The sequence below is a fragment of the Lentilactobacillus dabitei genome, assembly GCF_019061365.1.
In the GTDB taxonomy this organism is placed as follows: Bacteria; Bacillota; Bacilli; order Lactobacillales; family Lactobacillaceae; genus Lentilactobacillus; species Lentilactobacillus dabitei.
Genome location: NZ_JAHPPD010000042.1, coordinates 1 through 24342, shown reverse-complemented (window position 1 = coordinate 24342; position 24342 = coordinate 1). Strand labels below are relative to the sequence as shown.

General features: G+C 42.0%; 24 protein-coding genes and 1 other RNA gene. 21 read left to right on the top strand and 4 right to left on the bottom strand.

The annotated features are described in order from the left end of the window. The first annotated feature begins 254 nt into the window (after positions 1-254). The gene (mprF, locus tag KTE19_RS07755) at positions 255-2816 is read left to right on the top strand and encodes a bifunctional lysylphosphatidylglycerol flippase/synthetase MprF (RefSeq protein ID WP_217341993.1); all 2562 of its coding nucleotides are present in this window, start codon (positions 255-257) and stop codon (positions 2814-2816) included. Positions 2817-2902: 86 nt separating this feature from the next. Here mprF and KTE19_RS07750 read toward each other — a convergent pair whose 3' ends face one another. Then, entirely contained in the window at positions 2903-4273 is a 1371-nt protein-coding gene (locus tag KTE19_RS07750) for a sugar porter family MFS transporter (protein WP_217164088.1), read from the bottom strand. Between the two features lie 278 nt (positions 4274-4551). On the opposite strand from KTE19_RS07750, the gene KTE19_RS07745 reads away from it, so the two are divergent. The 4 genes from KTE19_RS07745 to KTE19_RS07730 all read left to right on the top strand — a co-directional run bounded on the left by KTE19_RS07745 (position 4552) and on the right by KTE19_RS07730 (position 9317). After that, on the top strand, positions 4552-5718 hold the full coding sequence (locus KTE19_RS07745; protein ID WP_217341992.1) for a galactokinase: 1167 nt from the start codon (positions 4552-4554) through the stop codon (positions 5716-5718). A 26-nt stretch (positions 5719-5744) separates the two neighbouring features. Beyond that, the gene (gene galE / locus KTE19_RS07740) at positions 5745-6746 is read left to right on the top strand and encodes a UDP-glucose 4-epimerase GalE (RefSeq protein ID WP_056981169.1); all 1002 of its coding nucleotides are present in this window, start codon (positions 5745-5747) and stop codon (positions 6744-6746) included. Between the two features lies 1 nt (position 6747). After that, positions 6748-8214, top strand: coding sequence for a UDP-glucose--hexose-1-phosphate uridylyltransferase (locus tag KTE19_RS07735; protein ID WP_217341991.1), 1467 nt, complete (start codon positions 6748-6750; stop codon positions 8212-8214). Positions 8215-8330: 116 nt separating this feature from the next. Then, a complete protein-coding gene (locus tag KTE19_RS07730) occupies positions 8331-9317 on the top strand; it encodes a D-2-hydroxyacid dehydrogenase (RefSeq protein WP_217164094.1) in 987 nt (328 codons plus the stop codon). 121 nt (positions 9318-9438) lie between these two features. Here KTE19_RS07730 and nrdF read toward each other — a convergent pair whose 3' ends face one another. The 3 genes from nrdF to nrdH form a co-directional block, all read right to left on the bottom strand. Next, a complete protein-coding gene (gene nrdF, locus KTE19_RS07725; RefSeq protein ID WP_217164096.1) occupies positions 9439-10395 on the bottom strand; it encodes a class 1b ribonucleoside-diphosphate reductase subunit beta in 957 nt (318 codons plus the stop codon). A 9-nt stretch (positions 10396-10404) separates the two neighbouring features. After that, positions 10405-12570 carry a class 1b ribonucleoside-diphosphate reductase subunit alpha gene (gene nrdE, locus KTE19_RS07720; protein WP_217164097.1) on the bottom strand — a complete coding sequence of 722 codons (2166 nt, stop codon included), beginning with the start codon at positions 12568-12570 and terminating at the stop codon, positions 10405-10407. 104 nt (positions 12571-12674) lie between these two features. Further along, the gene (nrdH, locus tag KTE19_RS07715) at positions 12675-12905 is read right to left on the bottom strand and encodes a glutaredoxin-like protein NrdH (RefSeq protein WP_056981188.1); all 231 of its coding nucleotides are present in this window, start codon (positions 12903-12905) and stop codon (positions 12675-12677) included. A gap of 157 nt (positions 12906-13062) precedes the next feature. On the opposite strand from nrdH, the gene KTE19_RS07710 reads away from it, so the two are divergent. From KTE19_RS07710 to tsaD, 16 genes are all read left to right on the top strand, one after another. Continuing rightward, the gene (locus KTE19_RS07710) at positions 13063-13671 is read left to right on the top strand and encodes a class I SAM-dependent methyltransferase (protein ID WP_217164098.1); all 609 of its coding nucleotides are present in this window, start codon (positions 13063-13065) and stop codon (positions 13669-13671) included. A gap of 9 nt (positions 13672-13680) precedes the next feature. Next, positions 13681-14154, top strand: coding sequence for a tRNA adenosine(34) deaminase TadA (tadA, locus tag KTE19_RS07705; protein ID WP_217164100.1), 474 nt, complete (start codon positions 13681-13683; stop codon positions 14152-14154). Positions 14155-14199: 45 nt separating this feature from the next. After that, positions 14200-14286, top strand: an RNA gene (gene ffs / locus KTE19_RS07700) — signal recognition particle sRNA small type. 262 nt (positions 14287-14548) lie between these two features. Continuing rightward, complete coding sequence (dnaX, locus tag KTE19_RS07695; RefSeq protein WP_217164102.1) at positions 14549-16318, top strand: DNA polymerase III subunit gamma/tau; 1770 nt, start codon at positions 14549-14551, stop codon at positions 16316-16318. 18 nt (positions 16319-16336) lie between these two features. Next, entirely contained in the window at positions 16337-16648 is a 312-nt protein-coding gene (locus tag KTE19_RS07690; RefSeq protein WP_054746766.1) for a YbaB/EbfC family nucleoid-associated protein, read from the top strand. Between the two features lie 22 nt (positions 16649-16670). After that, positions 16671-17270 carry a recombination mediator RecR gene (gene recR / locus KTE19_RS07685; RefSeq protein WP_217164104.1) on the top strand — a complete coding sequence of 200 codons (600 nt, stop codon included), beginning with the start codon at positions 16671-16673 and terminating at the stop codon, positions 17268-17270. 15 nt (positions 17271-17285) lie between these two features. Beyond that, on the top strand, positions 17286-17555 hold the full coding sequence (locus KTE19_RS07680) for a YaaL family protein (protein ID WP_054746765.1): 270 nt from the start codon (positions 17286-17288) through the stop codon (positions 17553-17555). Between the two features lie 200 nt (positions 17556-17755). Beyond that, positions 17756-18406: a dTMP kinase gene (gene tmk / locus KTE19_RS07675; RefSeq protein ID WP_217341990.1), complete on the top strand. Its 651-nt coding sequence runs from the start codon at positions 17756-17758 to the stop codon at positions 18404-18406. A gap of 3 nt (positions 18407-18409) precedes the next feature. Then, positions 18410-18736, top strand: a complete 327-nt coding sequence (locus tag KTE19_RS07670) for a cyclic-di-AMP receptor (RefSeq protein WP_056981155.1) — start codon at positions 18410-18412, stop codon at positions 18734-18736. Between the two features lie 11 nt (positions 18737-18747). After that, positions 18748-19773: a DNA polymerase III subunit delta' gene (holB, locus tag KTE19_RS07665; RefSeq protein WP_217164107.1), complete on the top strand. Its 1026-nt coding sequence runs from the start codon at positions 18748-18750 to the stop codon at positions 19771-19773. Between the two features lie 7 nt (positions 19774-19780). Further along, positions 19781-20113, top strand: coding sequence for a DNA replication initiation control protein YabA (locus KTE19_RS07660; RefSeq protein ID WP_054746762.1), 333 nt, complete (start codon positions 19781-19783; stop codon positions 20111-20113). 9 nt (positions 20114-20122) lie between these two features. After that, a complete protein-coding gene (gene rsmI, locus KTE19_RS07655) occupies positions 20123-20998 on the top strand; it encodes a 16S rRNA (cytidine(1402)-2'-O)-methyltransferase (RefSeq protein ID WP_217341989.1) in 876 nt (291 codons plus the stop codon). A 19-nt stretch (positions 20999-21017) separates the two neighbouring features. Next, positions 21018-21773 carry an acyl-[acyl-carrier-protein] thioesterase gene (locus KTE19_RS07650; RefSeq protein WP_217164111.1) on the top strand — a complete coding sequence of 252 codons (756 nt, stop codon included), beginning with the start codon at positions 21018-21020 and terminating at the stop codon, positions 21771-21773. Between the two features lie 23 nt (positions 21774-21796). Then, the gene (gene tsaB / locus KTE19_RS07645; RefSeq protein ID WP_217341988.1) at positions 21797-22522 is read left to right on the top strand and encodes a tRNA (adenosine(37)-N6)-threonylcarbamoyltransferase complex dimerization subunit type 1 TsaB; all 726 of its coding nucleotides are present in this window, start codon (positions 21797-21799) and stop codon (positions 22520-22522) included. Next, entirely contained in the window at positions 22506-23081 is a 576-nt protein-coding gene (gene rimI / locus KTE19_RS07640) for a ribosomal protein S18-alanine N-acetyltransferase (RefSeq protein WP_056981147.1), read from the top strand. Before tsaB ends, rimI begins: the two co-directional genes overlap by 17 nt. A gap of 16 nt (positions 23082-23097) precedes the next feature. Then, positions 23098-24138, top strand: coding sequence for a tRNA (adenosine(37)-N6)-threonylcarbamoyltransferase complex transferase subunit TsaD (gene tsaD / locus KTE19_RS07635; protein ID WP_217164116.1), 1041 nt, complete (start codon positions 23098-23100; stop codon positions 24136-24138). The last annotated feature ends 204 nt before the right edge of the window (positions 24139-24342 follow it).

Below are 24342 nucleotides of genomic sequence, written 5' to 3'. Positions count from 1 at the left end.
AGAATTATGTGGCAGATTTATGGCAAATGCGTTATTCTATCACTGCCATAGTGGTATTTGTCGTTACTACCCTTAAGTAATTTATCTCTTCAACATACTGTGTGTTGGCAATCTACATTGTCGATGCGCAGTTTTTTTGTACATAATTGTTGTTCCGGATCCATTTAATTGGCATAATGGAACAGGATTACATTTGAGAGGTGAGAAGAGTGGCAAACGCATTCAATCGATTTAAGAAATTCATAGATAAACGAATGACGGTGATCAAGCTGATATTTGTTTTTTCAGTCTTGATCTTCGTGGTTCGTCAACTTGCAAAAATTATTCGTGAAGTAAATGGTCAACAGTTCCAAAATGTGCTTGCCAGTCAGTCAAAGGGATCATTATTGATAATGCTGGTATTGGGCTTTGTTTCAATCACGCCGATGCTCATATATGATTTTTCGATCGTGAAGTTTTTACCTACTAAATTCGCTCCGGGGTACGTTATCCGCAGTGGCTGGGTGGTGAATACTTTTACCAATTTATTAGGGTTCGGGGGCTTGCTTGGTGCCAGTTTAAGAGCCCATTTTTATGGTAAAGGGGCGACCAAAAAGCAAATATTGTACGCCATTTCAAAAGTTGCCCTCTTTCTCATTTCTGGGCTGTCGTTGCTCTGTTTTGTGTCCTTAATTATGATCTTCGGTTTCAGGATTGGCACCGTCTTTGCCCACTACTGGATTTGGCTTGTCGGTGGGGCCGCCTATTTTCCGAGTATGTTTATTTTTACAAGGATTAACAATTCGAGCTTTTTTAAAGATTTAACCCTCAAACAGGAGTTGACGATGACTCTTGGCTCATTTATGGAGTGGGGAAGTGCCCTGGGATTTTTCATTTTAATTGGGTATTTGATGCATCTACCAATTGATTTTGCGTTAGTTATTCCGATCTTTGTTGTCGCTAACGTCGCTGGAGTTGTTTCAATGATTCCTGGTGGGTTAGGGTCGTTTGATATTTTCGTCATTATCGGTTTAGGATTTATCGGCGTTGCCAGAAGTGACGCACTGGTTTGGATTTTATTATATCGACTATTTTATTATTTACTGCCATTTATTGTGGGAACCGGTCTATTCGCTCATGATACCGGCCACAAGCTCAACGAATTCCTGGATGAATTACCCCGGATCATCATCCAACGGATCGCTCAGGTCTTCTTAACCGGGTTCATGTACTTCTCTGGGGTGATGATGCTCTTATTTGCGACAGTTCCCAATGTCGTTATCATGAACCGCCTCTACATCCGATTGGTACCTTATTCAATCTTTTTTGTGAGTCATCTGATGAATATTATTGTGGCGTTTCTGTTGATCGGCCTTGGGAGTGGCATTTGGGCACGAACCAAGCGCGCATTTGGGCCGACGGTTGCTGTGGTGATCTTATCGATTGTGAACACCTGGTTTAACGAAGCGTTCACGTGGCGAATGATTATGCTGTTTGTCATCATTCTCATCACTTTGTGGCTTTCAAGAGGGGTTCTCTATCGGGATCGGATGGCAAATTCATGGGGCGCGCTGATCATAAATGGATCGATTTTCATCATTACGTTCACAGTATATACATTGGTCGGAATCGCCGCTAATCGCCATTCACCGCTTCATTTTGATGCAGCCTACCTATTTCCATCTGAGGCAATTTGGCTGGTTGGCTTCATTGGGTTGCTGATCGCAATGTTGGTCTTATTTGTGACCAACATTTATTTGACAGCTAACCGACCGGCGTGGTTGACGCAACCATTTGATGCAGAGCGGGTGAAGGCAGTCATCGATCAATTTGGTGGCAATGAAGATAGCCATCTTGCATTCTTACGGGATAAACAGATCTACTTCTACCAAGAAGAAGGGGTTGACCAAGTCTTCTTCATGTACAAACCAATTGCTGACAAGCTCATTATTATGGGCGAACCGGTCGGCAACTCGGAAAAAATTGGTGCGGCGATTGAAGATTTTATGAAGACTGCTGATAAACAAGGACTAAAGCCATTATTTTATGAGATTGATCAAGATCTAACCATGCAGCTTCATGAGAGTGGCTTTGACTTTATCAAGACAGGTGAAGATGGTTTGGTGGACTTAAAACAATTCACCCTGAGCGGGAAACGGCATCGTGGCGAACGGGCACTTATGCACAAATTTGATCGCGAAGGATTTAAATTCGAAGTCGTAGAGCCGCCATTCAGTCAAACATTTATGAAGGCGATCAAGAACATCTCCAATGAATGGCTTGGTGGTAAAGTAGAAAAGGGCTTTTCGTTAGGGTTCTTTGACAACTATTATTTAAACCAAGCGCCGATCGCCGTCATGAAAAATGCCGATGATGAAATTGTCGCATTTGCCAATATCATGCCAGATGGCAATCAGGTGACGACATCGATTGATTTGATGCGCTCATCGTCGAAAGCACCATCCGGAATTATGGATGGCATTTTAATCAATTTGTACGAGGAATCCGCCAAAAAGGGGTTTAAGTATTTTGATCTTGGCATGTCACCACTTTCAAATGTTGGCACGTCTCGATTTAGTTTTACTCAGGAACGAATCGTTCATCTGATCTATCAATACGGATATAGATTTTATAGCTTTGAGGGCCTGCGTTCATACAAAGAAAAGTATGTTGATAAATGGGAATCGAAATATATTGCTTACTATCGGGGCAGTTCACTCGTATTTTCTGTCCTTCAAGTGCTACTAATCGTTAATCGGCCACGGAATCAAACGCCAACTCGCATTCCCAAGCTACTTGATTTTATCTCTGGGGCTGAAAATAAATCAAACATCTAATTAAATAATGAAATTTAAAAATCGTAAGCCAGAACGGAACTCAGGCTTACGATTTTTTGAATAATGGCGATTTCAAAATTCTGTTTTTATTTTGTTTTTGGCATAAAGTAAGATTCAATTTCCTCCAGTGGCTTATCTTTGGTTTCTGGAACAAATTTCCAAACGCCTAAGAAGCCGATAATATTCATTATCATGAAGAAAATAAAGGTTATTTTACCACCCCAGGCACTTAACATCATTGGCGTGAATTGGCCAACCGCAAAGTTAGCGCCCCAAAGAATCACGGTACAAATTCCCGAAGCTCTTGCTCGTAAGTAGGTTGGGAAGAGCTCTGGAATCATGATCCAAGGAATTGGACCCATTGAAAAAGCAAATGAAATGACAAAACCAAAGACACAGAATAAAAGAATGAGGCCACTGTTACCACCAAACATAAGGGCAATAGCTAAACTAAAAAGAGTCATTAAAACTGATCCAGTCATCATTAATGGCTTTCGGCCAGCTTTGTCGATTAATGTAGTGGCAATGATTGTTGCCAGCATGTTCACGACACCCACGCCAGCAGTGGCCATGAATTCGGAGTTACCACCAAAGCCAGCCATCTTGAAGATTGTCGGCCCATAGTACATAATCACGTTCATCCCAGCTGATTGGTTACAAAAGGCTAAAAAGATGCCGATGAACAAAGCTCGTCGTAAGCCTGGTTGAAATAATTTGGCCAACGTGGAATTTCGATCACGTCGGATTGCAGTCGCGATCGTGGTCATCTCGTCTTGAGCCCCTTTGACGCCGTTAATTTTGACCAAAATATTAAAGCCTTGTTCAACTTTCTCCTTTGAAATCAGCCAACGGGGACTCTCAGGTGCAAATAATAATGCGATGAAAAATAGGAGGGCAGGTAGTGAGCCGATTCCAAGCATCCACCGCCAACCATGGAATAATGTCCAATTATAAGAGTGCAAATTAACAATTGTCAGGTTTACAAAGTAAGTGACACAAATTCCAATGGTCGTTAGTAATTGATAAAGTGATGATAATGTCCCCCGAATATTTGCCGGAGCGACCTCTGAAATATAAGTAACGGCAAGCGCGGAAGACAAGCCAATTCCTAAACCACCAACAATTCGAGCGGTGATTAATTCTCCAGGTGTGCGGGTAAATGCTGAAAGCAATGCCGCGAAGAAAAAAAGAATTGCACCGATCATTAGGATCTTTCGGCGCCCGAAGCGATCACTTAGGAACCCGGAGAAACCAACCCCGACAACCCCACCAATCATGATACTGGAAGTAATTAAGCCTTCCATTGCCGGTGACAGGTGGTACAAATCCTTCAAAAATCCAATTGCTCCTGAAATACAGGAGGTATCGTATCCATATAAAAGTCCAGCCATTCCAGCAGCCAGGGCAATTAATGTGACAAAGCCCCAGTGGGTTTGGTTATTATTTTCTTTAGCCAACTAAAAACATCCCCTAATTAATAATTTTTTTCATTGTAAAATTTACTGAACTTTACTACATTAGTATACAAATCAGCGTTGATTTGGTCAAACGCTTTCATTAGGAGGCGATGAATCGTTTAGAATTTTCAAGAAATCGTGGTGGATCACTGTTAATAAAGATGAAGAATTGATGGGTTGGGACTTTTGAATCAATTAATGATGGTTGACAACGCTTCAAAAATGAGGTAAATTCTATTTAAGTAAAGTTTACTAAAATTAAGTAGAGGGATGAAACTATGATTTCTGAAGATGTACAAACTGAATTTAAGCAAAAATTTGGTTATGACGCTAGTCGGGTATTCTTTTCACCTGGACGGATTAATTTAATTGGTGAGTATACGGATTTCAATGGCGGCCACGTTTTTCCTTGTGCAATTAGCATGGGTATATACGCAGCTTATGGGGAACGTGACGATGATCAGGTTCGGATGTACTCAGCCAACGTCCCTGACCAAGGGATTGTTGAATTTTCACTGGCAGATTTAACTTATAATAAGGCCAATGGCTGGGCTAATTACCCGAAAGGCATGATGGCAGAAGTTATTAACCAGGGCCACCAAATTGCCCATGGGTTTGATTTGGCAATTAACGGTAATCTGCCTGACGCAGCTGGTTTGTCTTCTTCAGCGGCTATTGAATTATTGACGGGCGAGATTATCAATGATGTTTTTTCGCTTAATGTCAAAGAGCTGGACCTTGTTAAATATGGTAAATTAGTTGAAAACAATTTCATTGGCGTTAATTCTGGAATTATGGATCAATTTGCGATTGGGATGGGGAAAAAGGATCAAGCGGTCCTCCTCGATACCAACACTTTAGATTATGAATATGTTCCAGTTAAGTTGGGGCATAACGTGATCGTCATTATGAACACTAAGAAGCACCGTCAATTACAGGATTCCAAGTATAATGAGCGCCGAGCCCAATGTGAGGAAGCCTTGAAACGATTACAAACTAAGCTTGATATTCATAGTTTAGGTGACCTTACCGAAACTGAATTCGATGAAAATAGTTATCTGATTAATGATGACGTTCTCATTCGACGCGCTCGTCACGCGGTATTTGAAAATCAACGTACGTTGCAGGCCAAAAACGCGTTGGTAGACAATGATCTCCAACAATTTGGTAAGTTGATTAATGCTTCTCATATTTCGTTACATTACGACTTTGAGGTAACTGGTAAGGAATTGGACACGTTGGCTGAGACCGCCTGGAAACAGCCTGGGGTGATTGGTGCCCGGATGACCGGTGCCGGCTTCGGTGGTTGTGCAATCGCCATTGTTGACCGGGACAAGGTGGCTGCTTTCCAGGAAAACGTTGGTAAAGTCTACGAGCAAGAAGTTGGTCATCCAGCAGAATTCTATATTGCAGAGATTTCCGATGGTCCAAGAGAAATTAAATAGTTTTTAAGTTGAAGGAGGATATTAAGATGGCAATTTTAGTATTAGGTGGCGCAGGTTACATTGGTTCCCATACCGTTGATCGATTGATCGCAAACGGGTATGACGTTGCTGTTGTCGACAATTTGGTTACTGGCCATAGAGCAGCGGTTAATCCGAAAGCCCGGTTTTATGAAGGTGACGTTCGTGACAAGCAATTTTTGAGCGGCGTCTTTGATAAAGAAAATATCGAAGGGGTCATTCATTTTGCAGCCTTTTCGGTTGTTCCAGAGTCAATGGCTAAACCTTTGAAATATTTTGACAACAATACCGGTGGCATGATCAGTTTGCTTGAAGTGATGCATGAACACGATGTGAAGAAGATTGTTTTCTCATCAACTGCAGCCACTTATGGCGAACCAAAACAAATTCCAATTAAAGAAACTGATCCCCAAGTGCCAACTAACCCCTATGGGGAAAGTAAACTCGCCATGGAGAAGATTATGCACTGGAGCGACGTTGCTTACGGGATTAAGTTTGTTGCTCTTCGTTACTTCAACGTTGCTGGTGCCAAGGCTGATGGGTCAATTGGTGAGGATCACCATCCAGAAACGCATTTGGTTCCAATTATTCTGCAAGTTGCTTCAGGCGAACGTGACGAATTAACGATTTTTGGGGATGACTATGACACCCCAGATGGTACCAATGTCCGAGATTATGTCCACGTTGTCGATTTGGCAGATGCCCACATTCTTGCCCTCAAGTACCTGCAAGCTGGTCATGATTCCGATGCCTTTAATTTGGGATCTTCAACTGGGTTCTCCAACAAGCAGATGTTGGATGCCGCCAGAGAAGTGACTGGTAAGCCAATTCCAGCTAAAATGGGCCCTCGGCGTGCCGGTGATCCAAGCACATTGATTGCCGCTAGTGATAAAGCCCGCAAGGTTCTTGGTTGGAAGCCACAGTTTGATGATGTTCATGAGATTATCAAGACTGCTTGGAATTGGAAGCAGACCCACCCAAAGGGTTATGATGACCGGAAAGGAAATTAGTATGAGCCGAACAGTTGTTGAAAAATTCGTTGATTTAATCATCAAATCGGCTTCGCCTTATACCAATGTTGACCGAATCTATGTCACCAATTTGGTTTTTCGGTTGATCGGAGATGGCTTTGGTTCCCCCACCGATGAAGACTCTGCCGTTGATTTGGCTAATGAGTTGGTTGACCTAGCTGTGACTCGCGGGAAAATCGAGGATTCGATTACGAATCGGGAGATACTGGAAGACCAATTAATGGATTTATTAACCCCGATTCCATCAAAATTAAATGCCATTTTTTGGACAAAATATCAGGAATCTCCTGAAGAAGCTACAGATTACTTTTACCATCTAAGCCAGAGTAACGATTATATTAGGACACGGGCAATTGCCAAAAATATTTCGTACACGACTGAAACTGAATATGGTGACTTGGAAATCACCATCAATCTTTCTAAACCTGAAAAGGATCCCAAGGCAATCGCCGCAGCTGGCCGTAAAAAATCGACCAGTTATCCGGTTGGCCCGTTAGCCATCGAAAACGAGGGTTATCTTGGACGTCTGGGTTATCCGGCTCGCAGCAATCACCGAGTGATCCGAATGATGATCAATGGGGAGCCATGGGGATTTCAGTATTCGCCATATGCTTATTTTGGCGAGCATGCCATCTTCTTAAATCAGAAACATGTGCCAATGTCGATTAATCAACGCACGTTTGTTAATTTAACCGATATTCTCAAGCAGCTGCCACATTACTTTGTTGGTAGTAATGCCGATTTGCCGATTGTCGGCGGCTCATTACTGGCTCAAGATCATTATCAAGGAGGGCGACATACCTTCCCAATGATGAAAGCCACCATCGATCGCCCAATTGATTTGGGAATTGATGGTTTGGAAGCGGGTATTGTTAAATGGCCAATGGCAACCATCCGCTTGATGAGTAAAGACGCTGATAAGGTTGTTGATGCTGCTACTCGAATTGCAGAAACTTGGAAGAATTATTCCGACGAATCTGTGGATATTCGCGCCTACACCAACGGCACCCGTCATCACACGGTTACCCCAATCGCCCGAATGAACGGTGATCAATTTGAAATGAATATCGTTCTTCGAGATAACCAAACCTCTGATGAGTATCCAGATGGCATTTTTCATCCCCACAAGGATGTTCAACACATCAAAAAGGAAAATATTGGTCTCATCGAAGTGATGGGGAGGGCAATCTTGCCTGCCCGGCTGAAAACAGAGATGAGGGAAGTCGAAAAGTATGTTTTGGGTGAAGATAATCAGATTGCAGATTATCATAAACCTTGGGCGGACCAATTGAAGCAAAAGGATCACTTCACTCAGAAAAATACTGAGGAGTTAGTAAATAGAGAGGTTGGTCTGGTATTCGCAAGAGTTCTCGAAGATGCTGGTGTGTACAAGTGGAACGATAAAGGTCAAGCCGCCTTTGATCGATTTGTAAAGGCGATTAAATAAATAACAATGGAAGGGCTCCAGCCAGCTACACCCAAATGGGTGGCTGGGGAACCCTTCTTTTTTGTGGTAAAATTAATGTAATCGTTTCATATTTCTGTTCGTTTAGGAGGAGCATCATGAAATTTATTGCGTATAACGTCAGGGACGACGAAATCCCGTTTATCGAGAAATGGGGGAAAGATAATCAAACTGAAGTGAGTTATACCACGATGACTTTAACGCAGGAAACCATTGAAGAAGCCCGTGGATTCGATGGTATCTCAGGCTTGCAAACAATTGACTATTCCCGATCCTTATTCGAGGATTTTAAAAAGTTGGGGATCAGATATCTGTCATTGCGAAACGTTGGAACTGATAATGTTGACTTACAAGCTGCAGCCGACAATGGGGTGACTGTCACCAACGCACCGGCATATAGCCCGGAAAGTATCGCTGAGTTTGCGGTGACTATGGCCCTTTACTTATCACGAAAAGTGGGTTATATGCAACAGCAGTTACGCCAGAAACAGCAATTTCATTTTTCACCCGACTTCATGGGTCGGCTTATGAGTGAACAAACCGTCGGAATTGTCGGCACTGGTCGAATTGGTCGGCAGGCCATTCAACTGTTTGAAGGCCTTGGTGCAAAAGTTGTTGCCTATGACAAGTATCCAGTGAAAAACAAATTTCGTTATACAAATAGTTTGCAGGACCTGATTGTCCAAAGTGATATTATTAGCATTCACATGCCGGCAACCAATGATAATTACCATGAATTTAATCATGAAACTTTTGAAGCAATGAAAGATACGGCCTTGCTGATTAATACGGCCCGTGGATCAATTGTTGATACCAATGATTTGATTTATGCACTGCAAAGTGGTGAAATAGCCGGTGCAGGGATTGATACCATTGAAAATGAATCGGCTGATCTGCAAGATTCTCGTTCCACTAAGCAGGTGAATAACGCTGACGTTATCAAATTATCGATGATGCCCAATGTTCTCATCACACCACATTCTGCATTCCATACGACTCGCTCTGTCATGAATATGGTGAATATTTCAATGAATAATTTAAAAGATCTTTACACGGGTAAGACGGTTGCCGATATTGTGAAGTAACCGGCGGACACGATAGGAAGCTTTAAGAACAATCAAGCAAAAAATAGGAGGCTCCAAGATCAAGCAGCATGCTGTTTGATCTTGGAGCCTCCTATTTCTAACGATGGTTTAATGACCCTTGCTAAATATCGTAGTCGCTATCATTCATCGATTCAACGTTTCCAAGCAGGTAACCATTCCCAACTTGCGAGAAGAAGTCGTGGTTCGCTGTCGAAGTTGAAATGCCGTTCATCACGATTGGATTCACATCCTCAGCAGTATCGGGGAAGAGTGGATCTTGGCCCAAGTTCATTAAGGCTTTGTTAGCGTTGTAACGGATAAAGGTTAGGACGTCCTCAGTCCAACCAATCTGGTCGTACAATAAGTGCGTGTATTTCTCTTCGTTGGCATAGAGCTTGTAAAGTAAATCATATAACCAATTCTTCAAATCTTCCTGCTTGTCCTTTGGCAATTGGTTGTAGCCGATTTGGAATTTGTAACCAATGTAGGTTCCATGAACGGACTCGTCCCGTAAAATCAATTTGATGATTTCGGCAACGTTAGGAATCTTGTTATGACCAAGATACCAGAGTGGGGTGTAGAAACCAGAATAGAAGAGGAAAGTTTCTAGGAAGACGCTGGCAACCTTCTTCTTAAGTGGATCCGGTTCGCTGACGTAAATGCCATGGATCTTGAGTGCCTTATTCTGGAGAAATTCTTCAGTATCACTCCAGTCGAAGATTTCATCAATTTGTTCAGGCGTGTTCAATGTTGAAAAAATTGATGAATAACTCTTGGCATGAACTGATTCCATGAATTGAATGTTATTCAATACGGCCGTTTCATGCTGAGTTTGGACGTCTTTTCGCAAAGATGCCATGCCTTCTTGAGATTGAAGCGTATCAAGCAGGGTCAGGCCGCCAAAGACGTGACCAACGACCCATTGGTGATCTTCATCTAATGTTCGCCAGTCAGACAAATCATTGGATAGCGGAATTCGGGTATCCAGCCAAAATTGTTCAGTCAGCTTTTCCCAAGTTGCTTTGTCGATTTGATCATCGATGGCGTTCCAGTTAATTGCTTTATAATTTTCAGTCATAATTTCCCCCTAGATAACACAACTTTCACATTGATTGGAACCAACTTCTTGCTGGTCATCTGTGAACGTTCGGATGTAATAAATTGATTTTACACCTTTTTTGTGGGCGTAGTTACGAAGAATGTTAAGATCACGAGTCGTCATCTTGTCTGTCCGGCCATCCTTCCATTCATATAAACCGGCTGGGATGGTTGAACGCATAAATAACGTCAACGCCATTCCCTGATCAATATGTTCTTGAGCAGCGGCATAAATATCGATCACTTTTCGCATATCCATATCATAAGCTGAGGTGTAGTAAGGCATCGTGTCATTAGAGAGATAGGGTGCTGGATAATAAATCTTGCCAATCTTAGATTCCTGCCGCTCTTCAATTCGGTTAATAATGGGATGTAGGCTCGCGGTGGTGTCATTAATATATGAAATTGAACCGTTGGGGGCAACTGCTAAACGGTTTTGATGATATAGGCCGTACTTCATGACGGATTCCTTCAAGGCTTCCCAGTCTTCTTTTGTTGGGATCATATCATCGGCAAACAATACTTTTACTTTATCAGAGGTTGGGGCGAAAGATTTTGTAAAATATTTATCAAAATAGCTACCGTCAGCATATTTGCTCTTGTCAAAGTTATCAAAAGTTTTGCCACGTTCTTTGGCAATCTTGTTGGAGGCAACCAAGCTCCAATAATTCAGTAGCATAAAGTAAGTGCTGGTGAATTCGATTGATTCCGGAGAACCGTAGTGCATATGATGCTTGGCAAAGAAACTGTGAAGCCCCATTGCGCCTAAACCGATTGAATGAGATTCATGGTTGCCCTTTTGAATAGAAGGGACAACGTCGATATTAGAGTGGTCAGTGACATAGGTTAGCGCTCGAACCATGGTCTCGATTGAATGCCCGAAGTCACTGGCGTTCATCATGTTGTTGATATTAGTTGAGCCTAAATTACAAGAAATGTCTTTACCCAGTCTGATGTAGTGCTGCTCATTATCAACGGTTGAAGGTGTTTGAACTTGTAAAATTTCAGAACAGAGATTGCTCATGACGATTGTCCCATCAATCGGGTTAACCCGGTTGGCTGTATCAATATTGATGATATATGGATACCCGGATTCTTGTTGAAGCTTGCTAATTTCAGTTTCAAGGTCCCGTGCTTTAATCTTTGTTTTCTTGATACTGTCATTAGCCACCATGTTGTCATACTCTTTTGTGATGTCAATGTATGAGAATGGTTGACCATATTCACGTTCCACGTCGTATGGGCTAAATAAGTACATGTCGGCGTCCGCCTTGATGAGCTCGTAGAATTTATCTGGAACCGTCACTCCAAGTGATAGGGTCTTCAAACGAATCTTTTCGTCCGCGTTTTCTTTCTTGGCACCCAAAAATGAAATAATATCTGGGTGAAAGACTGATAAATAAACGACTCCGGCACCTTGGCGCTGACCTAATTGGTTAGAATAGGAGAAACTGTCTTCCAATAATTTCATAACCGGAACAACGCCTGATGCGGCGCCTTCAATGTGCTTGATGGGATCGCCAGCAGCTCGCAAATTTGAAAGGTTGATGCCAACTCCGCCGCCAATTCTGGACAATTGTAAGGCAGAATTAATCGTTCGACCGATTGTGTTCATATCGTCGGTTGTTTGAATCAAGAAACACGAAACAAATTCGCCTCGATTTTCCCGACCCGCATTTAAGAAAGATGGAGTTGCCGGCTGGTATCGTTGGTGAATAATTTCATCAGCTAAATTCATTGCCAGATTTTCATCGCCGTCAGCGAAATAGAGGGCATTCACGGCAACCCGATCCAGGAATGTTTCCAGATATGAATCATTATCATTTGTCTTCAAAGCATATTGGGCATAAAACTTGTAAGCCGCCATGAATGATTTAAAATGAAAGTCCTGTTCCTTAAGATAGGTGTACAACTTTTCAATAAAACTGAAGTCGTATTGGTTGATAAAGTCTTTTTCATAATAATTGTGATTAATCAAGTAATCAAAACGATCTTTGAGGCTGTCAAATTTAACCAAGTTTGGGCCAACGTTTTTGTCTAAAAAGGCTTGCAGGGCCTCTTGATCTTTTTGCAATGGAATTTGGCCGTTAACCGGGATATTGATCTCGTTATTTAAGTCAAAATAGGATGTGTCCGTTAAGTTGTGAAGTGACATAGTTTGAACCACGCTTTCTTAAATTTGCGAATAAAATAAGCGAGACCAAATGTGGTTTCGCCCGTAAGTACTTAAGTGAATATGGTAGAATGAATAATGATTTCTTATCCGGCGATTGACTGAAGTTGATCTGGTCGGAAACCACTGAATGCTTGCTTGCCGTCAACATCGACAACGGGAACTGCCATGAAACCGCGTTTTTTAAGGTAATCGACATATTGTGGTTGTTCGTTGATATTGTGTTCTTCGAAGTCAACATTGTGTTCAGTCAGGTAACGCTTAGTCATTTTACACTGCATACAGTTGTTTTTTGAATATAAAGTAATTTTTGACATTTGAATCATCTTCCCCTTCAACTCGTTTTTGATTTATGCTTACAGTTTACACTAACTGGCAGAAAAATCAACGATAAGAACACAATATATTGTGATTTTAAAACTTGTATCCACCAAATATGGGATCTCTCCCAAAAAAGAGAACAGGAGCTATTTTATGAGTGATAACCAATTTTATTATTCCAAGAATCCGGATGTTGCCTCAAATCCGTTGACATGGAACTTTTCGTTGCTAGGAAACAACTTAACGTTCACTTCAGACAACGGAGTGTTCTCCAAGCACACGGTTGATTATGGAAGTCGGGTGCTTGTTAAAAATGTGAACTATGATCTGATTCCCGCTGGTAAAATTCTTGATCTGGGAACCGGCTACGGGCCAATCGGCATCGCAATTGCCAAGGCCTTCCCTAAACGAGAAGTTGATATGGTTGACGTCAACGAGCTGGCCTTATCGTTGGCTCAGAAAAACGCCAGGGATAATCGAGTCGACAACGTTCACATTTTTACCAGTGATGTTTATGACCAAGTGACCGATCAGTATGCCGCGGTTGTTACCAACCCGCCTGTCCGAGCTGGTAAAAAAGTTGTTGATGCAATGATCACAGGCGCCAGTGACCACTTGGTTCCAAACGGGACGTTGACCGTTGTGCTGCAAAAGAAACAGGGTGCCCCATCCGCCAAAAAATTGATGACTCAAATCTTTGGTAACTGCACGATTGTGAAGCGGGATAAGGGTTACTACATTTTGCAAAGCGTCAAACAGTGAGGTTGATTGATGACAACTTCGATTAATGAACAATACATGCGAGCTGCACTTGTTGAAGCACAAAAGGCATTTGTGATTGGTGAGGTTCCAATTGGGGCGGTTGTGGTGCACGACGGTGTGATTATCGGCCGTGGCCACAACTTGAGGGAGCATTTAAACGATGGGGTTGCCCATGCAGAAATTATGGCCATCCAGGAAGCTTGCGGGATGCTCCAGAGCTGGCGATTAATCGATTGTGATTTATATGTAACGATTGAGCCGTGTCTCATGTGTTCGGGGGCAGTTGTCAATTCACGTATCCGTTCAGTTTATTTTGGCTCAAGGGATCCTAAGGCCGGTGCAGTACGAAGTTTGTATCAGGTGTTAGAAGACAATCGGCTGAATCATCAGGTAAACGTGACCGAAGGAATCCTCAGCAAGCAGTGTTCACAGATCATGAAAGACTTCTTTAAAGCAGCTCGAAAAAGAAAAAAGAAAAACTGACTGGAAATTTTTCTCATAGTAAGTTATGATAGATATTGCCGCAAGGCCCTGAGACAAGGGTCGGGTTACGAACTGTGTCAGATCCGGAAGGAAGCAGCACTAAGTATCATCGACCTTGTGTCTCTTGATTATGAACTTTAGACTCCCAGCAGAGATGCTGGGAGATTTTTTTGTGAAGTGCCCAGATCAAAGTGGGAGTAATTGGAGGGGCAATCGCCAAGCAAATCAATCCTTTATAATTTCAACAATCAGCTGAGAAGGCAACCAAGTTGAGAATGATCAACTTCTTCAGCCACATTTGTATTGGCATTATTCTTCATTTCATCATATAATTATTTAGACGTTTTTATTAGATGTTTTTAAAAGTTGGCTATCTTTTTTGGAGGGTTTAGTAATGAGCTATCAAGCTTTATACCGGGTATGGCGACCACAGCGATTCGATGAAATCGTCGGTCAGGCAATCATTACACGTACGTTAAAAAACGCCTTGATTACTAAACAAATTAGTCATGCATATCTATTTACCGGCCCGCGAGGAACCGGGAAGACTTCAGCAGCTAAAATTTTTTCCAAAGCTGTGAACTGCCATTATTTAAAGGACGGCGAACCTTGTAATGAGTGTGAAACTTGTAAGGCAATTAATGATGGAAGTCTCAACGATGTTATTGAGATTGATGCGGCATCTAACAATGGGGTTGAAGAAATCCGTGATATTAGAGATAAAGCAAAATATGCGCCCACTCAGGCTGATTACAAGGTTTACATTATTGATGAAGTTCATATGCTTTCAACAGGCGCGTTTAATGCGCTGCTAAAAACGCTGGAGGAGCCGCCTGCTAATGTGATTTTTATTTTGGCGACGACGGAGCCTCACAAGATTCCCGCAACTATTATTTCACGAACCCAGAAGTTTGATTTTAAGCGAATCAAACCCAAAGATATTCTGGAACGAATGGAATACATCCTGCAACAGAAGAAAGTTGACTATGATGACAAGGCACTGAAGTTGATTGCCAAAGCGGCTGAAGGTGGGATGCGCGACGCCCTTAGTATTTTGGATCAGGCAATGTCTTACGGGGATAATCAAATTACCTACGAAAATGCCCTGTTAGTTACTGGCAGTGTCACTAATGATTTGCTAACAACTTACATGGATCAGGTTCATCAAAAAGATACCAAAAGCGCGTTGATAACCGTTCAAAAGATCCTGGATGGCGGCAAGGATGCCAGTCGGTTTGTTGAAGATTTGACCAGTTACTGCCAAGACATTCTTCTTTATCAGCAGGATCCACAAATGGTCGAACAGATGGAACTGGGAGTCGTCGATGAGAAATTCAAGACGCTGAGTACTGAAATCAGTGATCAAGATATTTATCAAATGATTAATGAACTCAATGACATCTCCAATTCACTCAGATACACAGCTCATCCGGACGTTTATTTGGAAGTGTTGACAGTTAAGATTACACATTTAGACGAGCAGACAGCTGTTGCTTCTCGACCTGCACCACAGCCGGTCCAGAATGCACCAGAAATTGACAGTAGAATTGAAAAATTGACCACCCAGGTTGCCCAATTGCAACAGGAAATTGAGCAATTACGAAAGACACCGGCAACTGGATCAGAGAGTCCTTCAGCTCCGGCTGTGGCAGCTTCCAAGTCGGTTGAGGCTAAGCCGGTTAACGCACACGTTGAGATCGCCAAAATTTATCCCATTTTAGGATCGGCTACCCGTCAGCAATTAAACCAATTCAAAGAAGTTTGGCCGGATTTAATGAATTCACTATCAGTTACGCAACGAGCCGTCATGCACGTTTCCAAACCGGTTGCGGCGAGTGCCGATGGGGTGATTGTAGCATTCGATTATTCGTTCTTGTATCAGAAGGCTCAAGGGGATACAGAACTAAAGGATGCCCTTGGGAATAACCTGGATCGGATTGTCGGCAAAGCCCCTCAGATTGTGTTTGTGCCTGAAAATCAATGGCCGGATATTCGAAGTGAGTATTTGAAGAATCACAAGGATCAAATTGCCGGTGGCGGAAAGCAGGAAGCAGATGATCCAGACCCAAAAGCCCATCCTAGCGATGATGGGAACAAGAACCCCGTCGTTAAGAAAGCTGAAGAGTTGTTTGGTAAAGAAATTTTAGATATTAAAAACGATTAAAGTGGAGGAAAATGACTTATGATGAATGGTATGAACAGAAACAAAATGATGAAGCAAATGAAAAAAATGCAAAAACAATTAGCAGAGGAACAAGAAAACTTAAAAGAACAAGAATTCACTGGGGTTGCGCCAGATGATATGGTTAAGGTCACCTTTAATGGCGAACGAAAAATGACTGACATTCAAATCAAGCCAGAAGCAATTGACCCAGATGACCCAGAAATGCTTGCTGATTTAGTATTGGCCGCTGTGAATGACGGCTTGGCTGCCGTTGAGAAAACGACGCAACAAACTTTAGGTAAATACACAAAGGGACTTCCTGGAATGTAATCCTGATTTAGAAGGGAAAACTATGCAATATCCTGAACCAATCGCAAAATTAATTGAGAGTTACATGAAACTGCCGGGAATCGGAAGCAAAACCGCTACCCGACTGGCCTTTTATACCGTTGATATGAATGAGGACGATGTTGCCGATTTTTCTAAAGCACTCATGGCAACCAAAAAAGATCTCTATTACTGTTCAATCTGTGGGAATTTGACCGATGAAGATCCATGTGAAATTTGTCGTGATAAGAATCGCGATCAATCGACCATTTTAGTAGTTGAGGAACCTAAAGATGTGATGGTGATGGAACGAGTTCAAGAATATCACGGCTTGTACCACGTGCTACATGGCGTTTTATCACCGATTGAAGGTAAAGGCCCAGAAGATCTTAACATCAGTTCGCTCATTAAACGGCTGCAAAAAAATAAAGCCGTTAAAGAAGTGATTGTTGCCACTAATGCGACTCCTGAAGGCGAAGCAACCGCCATGTATTTGAGTAAGCTAATTAAACCTGCCGGCATCAAAGTGACCCGTCTCGCCCATGGATTGTCGGTTGGATCTGACATTGAGTATGCCGACGAGGTAACACTATTTAAGGCAGTTGAAGGACGAACGGAAATTTAGTAGGAGGTCGAAACGATGTTTTTTAACCGGTTAAAGCGGCGTGATGTTAAAACTGAATACGACCAACGGCTTCTCGAGCTAATTAATAACTTAAAAGAAGAGTGGGATCATGCCGCCCAGACTCAAAATGCTGTTGCTGACAGTGACATTGAGATGGAGCAGGAAACTGCTTTAGCAAGACAGAAATATTTCTTCATATATAAAGAAGCTCGAATCAGAAAAATTAAGAACAACCAAATTCAACCATCCGTTATTAGCTACGATCGGAACGATTTTGAATCCTAGAGAGTAGGCTGGCTGGGTGTAGTTGGAGAACTCGGTGAGTCTGGGGCTTCAATATCAAAGAGTGACTGATATTTAATCGTGGATTGAGCGATCAAGAATGAAATGCACAGTTAAATGAAAGATCACTCTTTTCTTTTGAAATAGACAGGTAAAACAACATATCGTACAATTGAGTTAAATTAAGAAGTGAGGGAATTGTTTTGAAGGGTAAGTTTATAACATTTGAAGGACCCGATGGCGCTGGCAAAACTTCCGTTATGAACAAGGTGGTTGAACAATTTGATCAAGAGATTGGCGATCAATTGTTAGTGACCAGAGAGCCTGGCGGCAACAAGATCTCCGAGGAAATTCGACGAGTGATCCTAGATCGGGATAACACCGAAATGGATTATCGAACCGAAGCATTACTGTACGCTGCTGCTCGAAGGCAACATTTAATTGAAACAATTTTGCCGGCGTTAGCTGTCGGTAAGCTAGTCCTTTGTGATCGTTACGTGGACAGCTCGGTCGCTTATCAAGGATCCGGTCGCCAAATTGGAATGGCACAAGTTGCCAAAATGAATGAATTTGCCACTGAACAATTACTTCCTTATAAGACAATTTATTTTGATATTCCTGTAGAGGTTGGGCTAAAACGAATTGAGAAGCACCGGGACAGTAGTAAAATTGATCGCTTAGATGTCGAAACCACTGCTTTTCATCAACGGGTTCATAAGGGTTATACGGCAATTAGGGCGGCTAATCCCGATCGATTTGTAACAATTGACGCTACCCGGCCATTTCAACAAGTTGTGACAGACACCATTGAGACAATTCATCAAATTGCAGCCGAGTATTTTAAGGAGAGTTGATTTATGAAATTAGTAATCGCGATCGTTCAAGATAAAGATGCTAACAAGCTACGGTCAGTCTTTGTTGCCCATGATATTATTGCTACCCGTTTCTCCACCACTGGAAGCTTCTTGCGCTCAGGGAACACGACCTACTTGATTGCAATCGATGATGACAAAGTCGACCTAACTCTTGAGCTCATCAAGGAAACTTGCTCAGCCCGTCAGCAATTTATGACACCGCCAGTGAGCCTGAATGGCGATACCGCAGAGCACACATTTCCGATTGAGGTTCAAGTTGGTGGGGCGACCGTGATGGTGTTGCCGATTGATCAATTCCACCAGTTTTAGAAGGGAAATTCATGGCAGAAAATATTGTCCAGGTTGCCAAGGAAAAACAGCCACAACTATTTAAGCAATTTATGAATTTAGTTAATCAAGATGAACTGTCTCATGCATACCTCTTCACAGGCGAAGAGGGGGCGGGGCAGTTTGCCGTCGCGATGGGAGTCGCTATGCGGTTATTCTGCACAAATGTCACGAATGGTGTCCCGTGTGGAAAATGTCCTGAATGTATCCGAATTATGCATTACGATCATCCGGATGTTGTCGTGACCAAGCCTGATGGTCAGAGTATTAAGGTCGACCAAATTCGTCACGTTAAAAGTGAATTCACTAAAAGTGCGATGGAGGGCTCCAAAAAGGTCTTCATTATTTCGGATGCCGAAAAGATGACAACTGGAGCAGCAAACAGTTTGTTAAAATTCATTGAAGAGCCGACAGGCAATGTTGTCAGCTTTTTGATCAGTCAAAATCGCAATCTTGTCTTACCAACGATCATTTCTCGAACTCAAGTGGTTGAGTTTCCGAGCTTAAGCAAGCCGCAAATGGTTGCCGAATTACAACAAAGTGGCGTTTTGCCTAGCCAGGTTAATCTATTAATGGCGATTACAAATAGTCGTCGTGAAATTGATGACTTACTCAAAGATAATTGGTTTGGTGAGATGCAACAGCTGATTTCAAAGTGGTTTGGTTATTTGGTGAAGGGAAACTTGATGGCAATGCCGTTCATTCAAATGTCGATCATGCCAATCGTTGGTAATAAGGATCGGCAGCGAGTGGTTCTAACCATGATGATCAACATTTTTGATGATGTTTTGGAGATGAAGTACGGGACGCTTAGTGATGATCAATCAAAATTTCCTTCGGTCAACGATCAGATGCATCAAGCTGTAACAGAATGGACTTCCGGGCAGCTCATGAAGATGTTTGATGAGTTGTTGGCCATGAATGACCAAATGAAGGTGAACGTGAATTTCCAGAATATTATTGAATCGACTACCTTGAATATCCTAAAAATTGCCAAGTCGTCGTTTATTGAAAGGTGATAAAATCGTGGAATCTCAAAGTTTATATGATGCATTAAAAGAGATGGATACCCGACTTAACGCCACAGCGGTTAATTTCTCACATTTGCATGAATCGTTAATTGAATTGATGGAGAAAAATGCCGAATTGGAAATTGAAAACCAACATTTAAGGGAACGAGTAACCGAGATTACCGAAAAAGTAGGGCAAAATTCTCCACAATTATCGAAATCACGTAAAAATCTTGAGAAGTTGTATAATGAAGGATTCCATGTCTGCAACGAGTATTATGGTAAACGCCGCGAAAATGATGAAGACTGTATTTTTTGTACTGACATTATCTATGGTCGCAGAGATTAGGGGATAATCGTGGAAACACAAAAAAGTTTTGATTCGTCAACTCAATATGGCAGTTTATATTTAGTGCCAACGCCAATTGGCAATTTGTCTGATATGACGTTCCGAGCAGTTCAAATCCTCAAAGAGGCGGATTTGATTGCTTCTGAAGACACTCGGAATACCCAAAAGTTACTCAATCATTTTGACATTGAAACTAAGCAAATCAGTTTTCATGAACACAATACTGCTCAGAGGATTCCTGAATTGATCGCTAAGTTAAAACAGGGGATAACGATTGCCCAGGTGAGTGACGCAGGGATGCCTTCGATCAGCGATCCTGGTCATGAATTGGTGGTTGAATGTATCAAGCAATCAATCAATGTGGTTCCATTACCTGGTGCTAATGCGGGGATTACGGCTTTAATTGCCTCTGGCGTTTCTCCGCAACCCTTCTACTTTTATGGCTTTTTGTCCCGTAAGCCAAAGGAACAACGAGAAGAACTCATGGAATTACAAAATCGACCGGAAACCCTGATTTTCTATGAAGCGCCTCATCGGCTAAAAAAGACGTTAAAGTCGCTATTAACACAACTTGGTGCACAACGGAAGGCTGCGCTTTGCCGTGAATTGACTAAGAAACACGAAGAATTTATTCGTGGTAATTTAGCTGTCTTGTATGAATGGGCAGATTCTACTGAAATTCGTGGGGAATTTGTTATTATAGTAGCGGGTAATGCAAATCCTGAGATTGAACATGATGACCCACTTGAAGGGATGAGCGTTAATCAGCAAGTTGATTTCCACATCAAGAATGGCTTATCGGTTAACGAGGCGATCAAACGGGTTGCCAAAGATCATAACTTAAAAAAGCAAGTAATTTATAACGAATATCACGACATCAAGTAAACGGAAAGAAGAAGTGTCCATGGCTGCCAAACAATTTAGCGAGTTCCATACCATTCCATTCTATGAATGTGATGTTAATAATAACATTACCATTCCCATGCTCATCAATGTGCTAATTTTAGCTTCTGAGCATCAAAATGAGTCGTTGGAAGTCGATCAAGCCGCACTTATCTCTAAGTACGGCATTGGTTGGGTCGTGATTTCATACTCGATTAAAATTAATCAGTTACCTAAAAATAGGGATACGGTCAAAATGACAACCAGAGGAACTTCTTATAATCGTTACTTTGCCTACCGAGAATTCTGGCTACAGGATGAGCAAGGCAATGAACTGGTTAAGGTTGAAAGCATTTGGGTATTAATGGACGAAGAAAAGCGGAAGATTACCCCCATGACCCCCGAAATCATTGCTCCATACCAATCTGAAAAAGTTAAACGAGTGCCTCGGCTACCTCGGCCAAAAATTATTAAGGATTTAACTAAGGCGGATTCTAAAAAATACCAAGTTCGCTGCAGTGATATTGATTTTAATGGTCATGTGAATAACGCTCATTATTTGGAGTGGATGTTGGACTCTTTACCAATGGCATTTTTAGACAGTCACACACCAGCCCAAATTGATATTCGTTTTGATAATGAAGTCAAATACGGCAATATTGTCACGAGTTCAGTAGTTGTCGATTCTGAAGATAATGATAAAATTAAAACAATCCATGAGGTGACTTCAAACGACGCCATTTCTGCAAGTGCAACGTTTGTTTGGAATGATAGATAATAAGGCAAGGGTAAATAAAAACAATGAAAATTTTAGCAATTGATACTTCCAATCGACCACTTTCGGTGGCGGTTTTGGATGATGACCATTTATTAGCACAAACAAACATTACAACTCATCGAAAACATGCCGAATTTTTGATGCCAATTATTGAGGATTTAGTCAGCAAATCTGACCTCAAACCGAACGACTTAGATCGAGTCGTCGTTGCTGCCGGGCCTGGATCTTATACAGGCATTCGAATGGCCGTGACTGCAGCTAAGACGATCGCCGCGACTTTGGAAATTCAGTTAACGATGGTTTCTAGTTTGTTAACCCTTTGTCTTAATGTGTCTCAACCAGGTGTTCTGGTCAATCCAATCTTTGATGGGCGGAATCAGAATATGTTCACTGGCTTATATCAAATTGGTGATGACGGTAACCCAATCGAATTGATCGAGGATCAACATATCAATTTGGACCAGTGGTTAGAATTACTTGAACCTTATAATCAGAGGATTATGATTGTTGGGGATACCGATGCTTTCGAGGAGGGGATGCGTCACGCATTAGGAGATCGACTCATTGTTGCAGACAAGTTGGCCGATCTTCCTAATGCTGCTCGTTTAGGACTTTATGGCAAACAGGTTGATCCGGTTACGAACGTCGATGCCGTCGTACCAAGCTATTTACGATTAACCAAAGCTGAAGCGGATTGGAAAAAGCTTCATCCCAACGGGGATACGCACAATTATGTTGAAAAAATTTAAAAATTGGTTTAACAAAAATTTTTATAATAAAGATGCTCAACTCCGCGAACGATATCTTGACATTAAAAATCACGATGTTGAAATCAACGGAATTAAGTATTTTTTGGCCAAAGCAATGATTCCCGATATTCCGGAAATTTTGGGGATTGAGCGATCTGTATATGGTGGTCAAACTCCCTGGGACGACCGCGCTTTTCGAAGTGAACTGATGCGAAAAAACGATCGCCTTTACCTGGTTTTGCGCAGAAATGACTGGTTAGTTGCATTTATCGGTTGTTCTTTAAATGACCATACAAAGGATTGTCATATCACGAACGTGGCGGTTGCCCCCAATTTTCAGAATCATGGATTGGGGTACTTTTTGGTCACAACCATTATTAAAAAAGCCCGCCAGATGGAATATGATAAGGTTACTCTTGAAGTACGGGTTAGTAATACTCGTGCCCAGAAGCTGTACCGAGACATCGGTTTTGTGGATAACGGGCTTAAGAAAGATTATTATTATAACGATCGAGAAGATGCCCTTAATATGATTTTGGACATTACAAAAATTGGTTAATGAATAAAGAAATGAGATGAACTTATTGACTAGAGATTTAATTCTCTCCTTTGAAAGCAGCTGCGATGAGACCTCCGTTGCGGTAATTGAAAATGGTGACACCATTCTTTCCAATATTGTGGCCACTCAAATAAAAAGTCATCAGCGGTTCGGTGGAGTGGTGCCGGAAGTTGCCAGTCGTCATCACATTGAGCAAATTACCGGTTGTATTAAAGATGCCCTAAAGCAGGCTAAAGTGAGCTATGATGATCTGACCGCGGTTGCTGTTACATATGGGCCAGGTTTAGTCGGCGCTCTTTTGATCGGGGTAACTGCTGCTAAAGCGGTTGCTTGGGCGCATCATTTACCACTTATTCCCGTTAACCATTTGGCAGGTCATATTTATGCTGCTCATTTAGTTGAACCCATTGAATTTCCAGCGATGGCATTGGTTGTTTCAGGTGGTCATACAGAGCTAGTTTACATGCCTGAAGAAAATAGATTTGAAATTATAGGTGAAACTCGGGATGATGCAGCGGGCGAAGCTTACGATAAAATTGGTCGGGTCCTTGGCATTAATTATCCAGCCGGAAAGCCGGTTGATGAGATGGCGCATCGTGGTCACGATACGTTTGACTTTCCAAGAGCAATGGATACCGACGACAACTTTGATTTTAGCTTTAGCGGGCTGAAAAGCGCGTTTATTAACACCGTTCATCATGCAGATCAAATCCACAAAGAATTGAATAAAGAGGATCTGGCAGCTAGTTTCCAACAAGCTGTTGTCGATGTGTTATCTGATAAGACTGTCCGCGTGCTGCATGAGTATCCCGTCAAACAGTTGATTCTTGCAGGTGGGGTTGCGGCCAATCGCGGCCTTCGTGATCGGCTGACAGCTGACATGAAACAGTTTCCAAATACAAAGTTGGAGCTGGTACCACTCTCATTGTGTGGTGATAATGCCGCAATGATTGGTGCTGCCGGAGAAATGCTGTATCAGCATGGTGTCCGAGCAGACGCAACGCTGAATGCAGATCCGGGGTTGGAGTTTGATTGGATTAAAGAGCCAGTCAAATAATTCTGTGGCTAAAAAACACGAGGTCAAAGACAGCGGCAACGCTTCGTTTCGGATCTCGTGTTCTTTTATTGTAACCATGTATTTCAAATGACAATCAGCTAAGGCTGACTATGATGATTTCATAGTAAGCACTAAATAATTGGACGTATTCAAAAAGGCATTCGAGCATGTTATTCTTCAGATAACACAATCGAATGCCTTTTT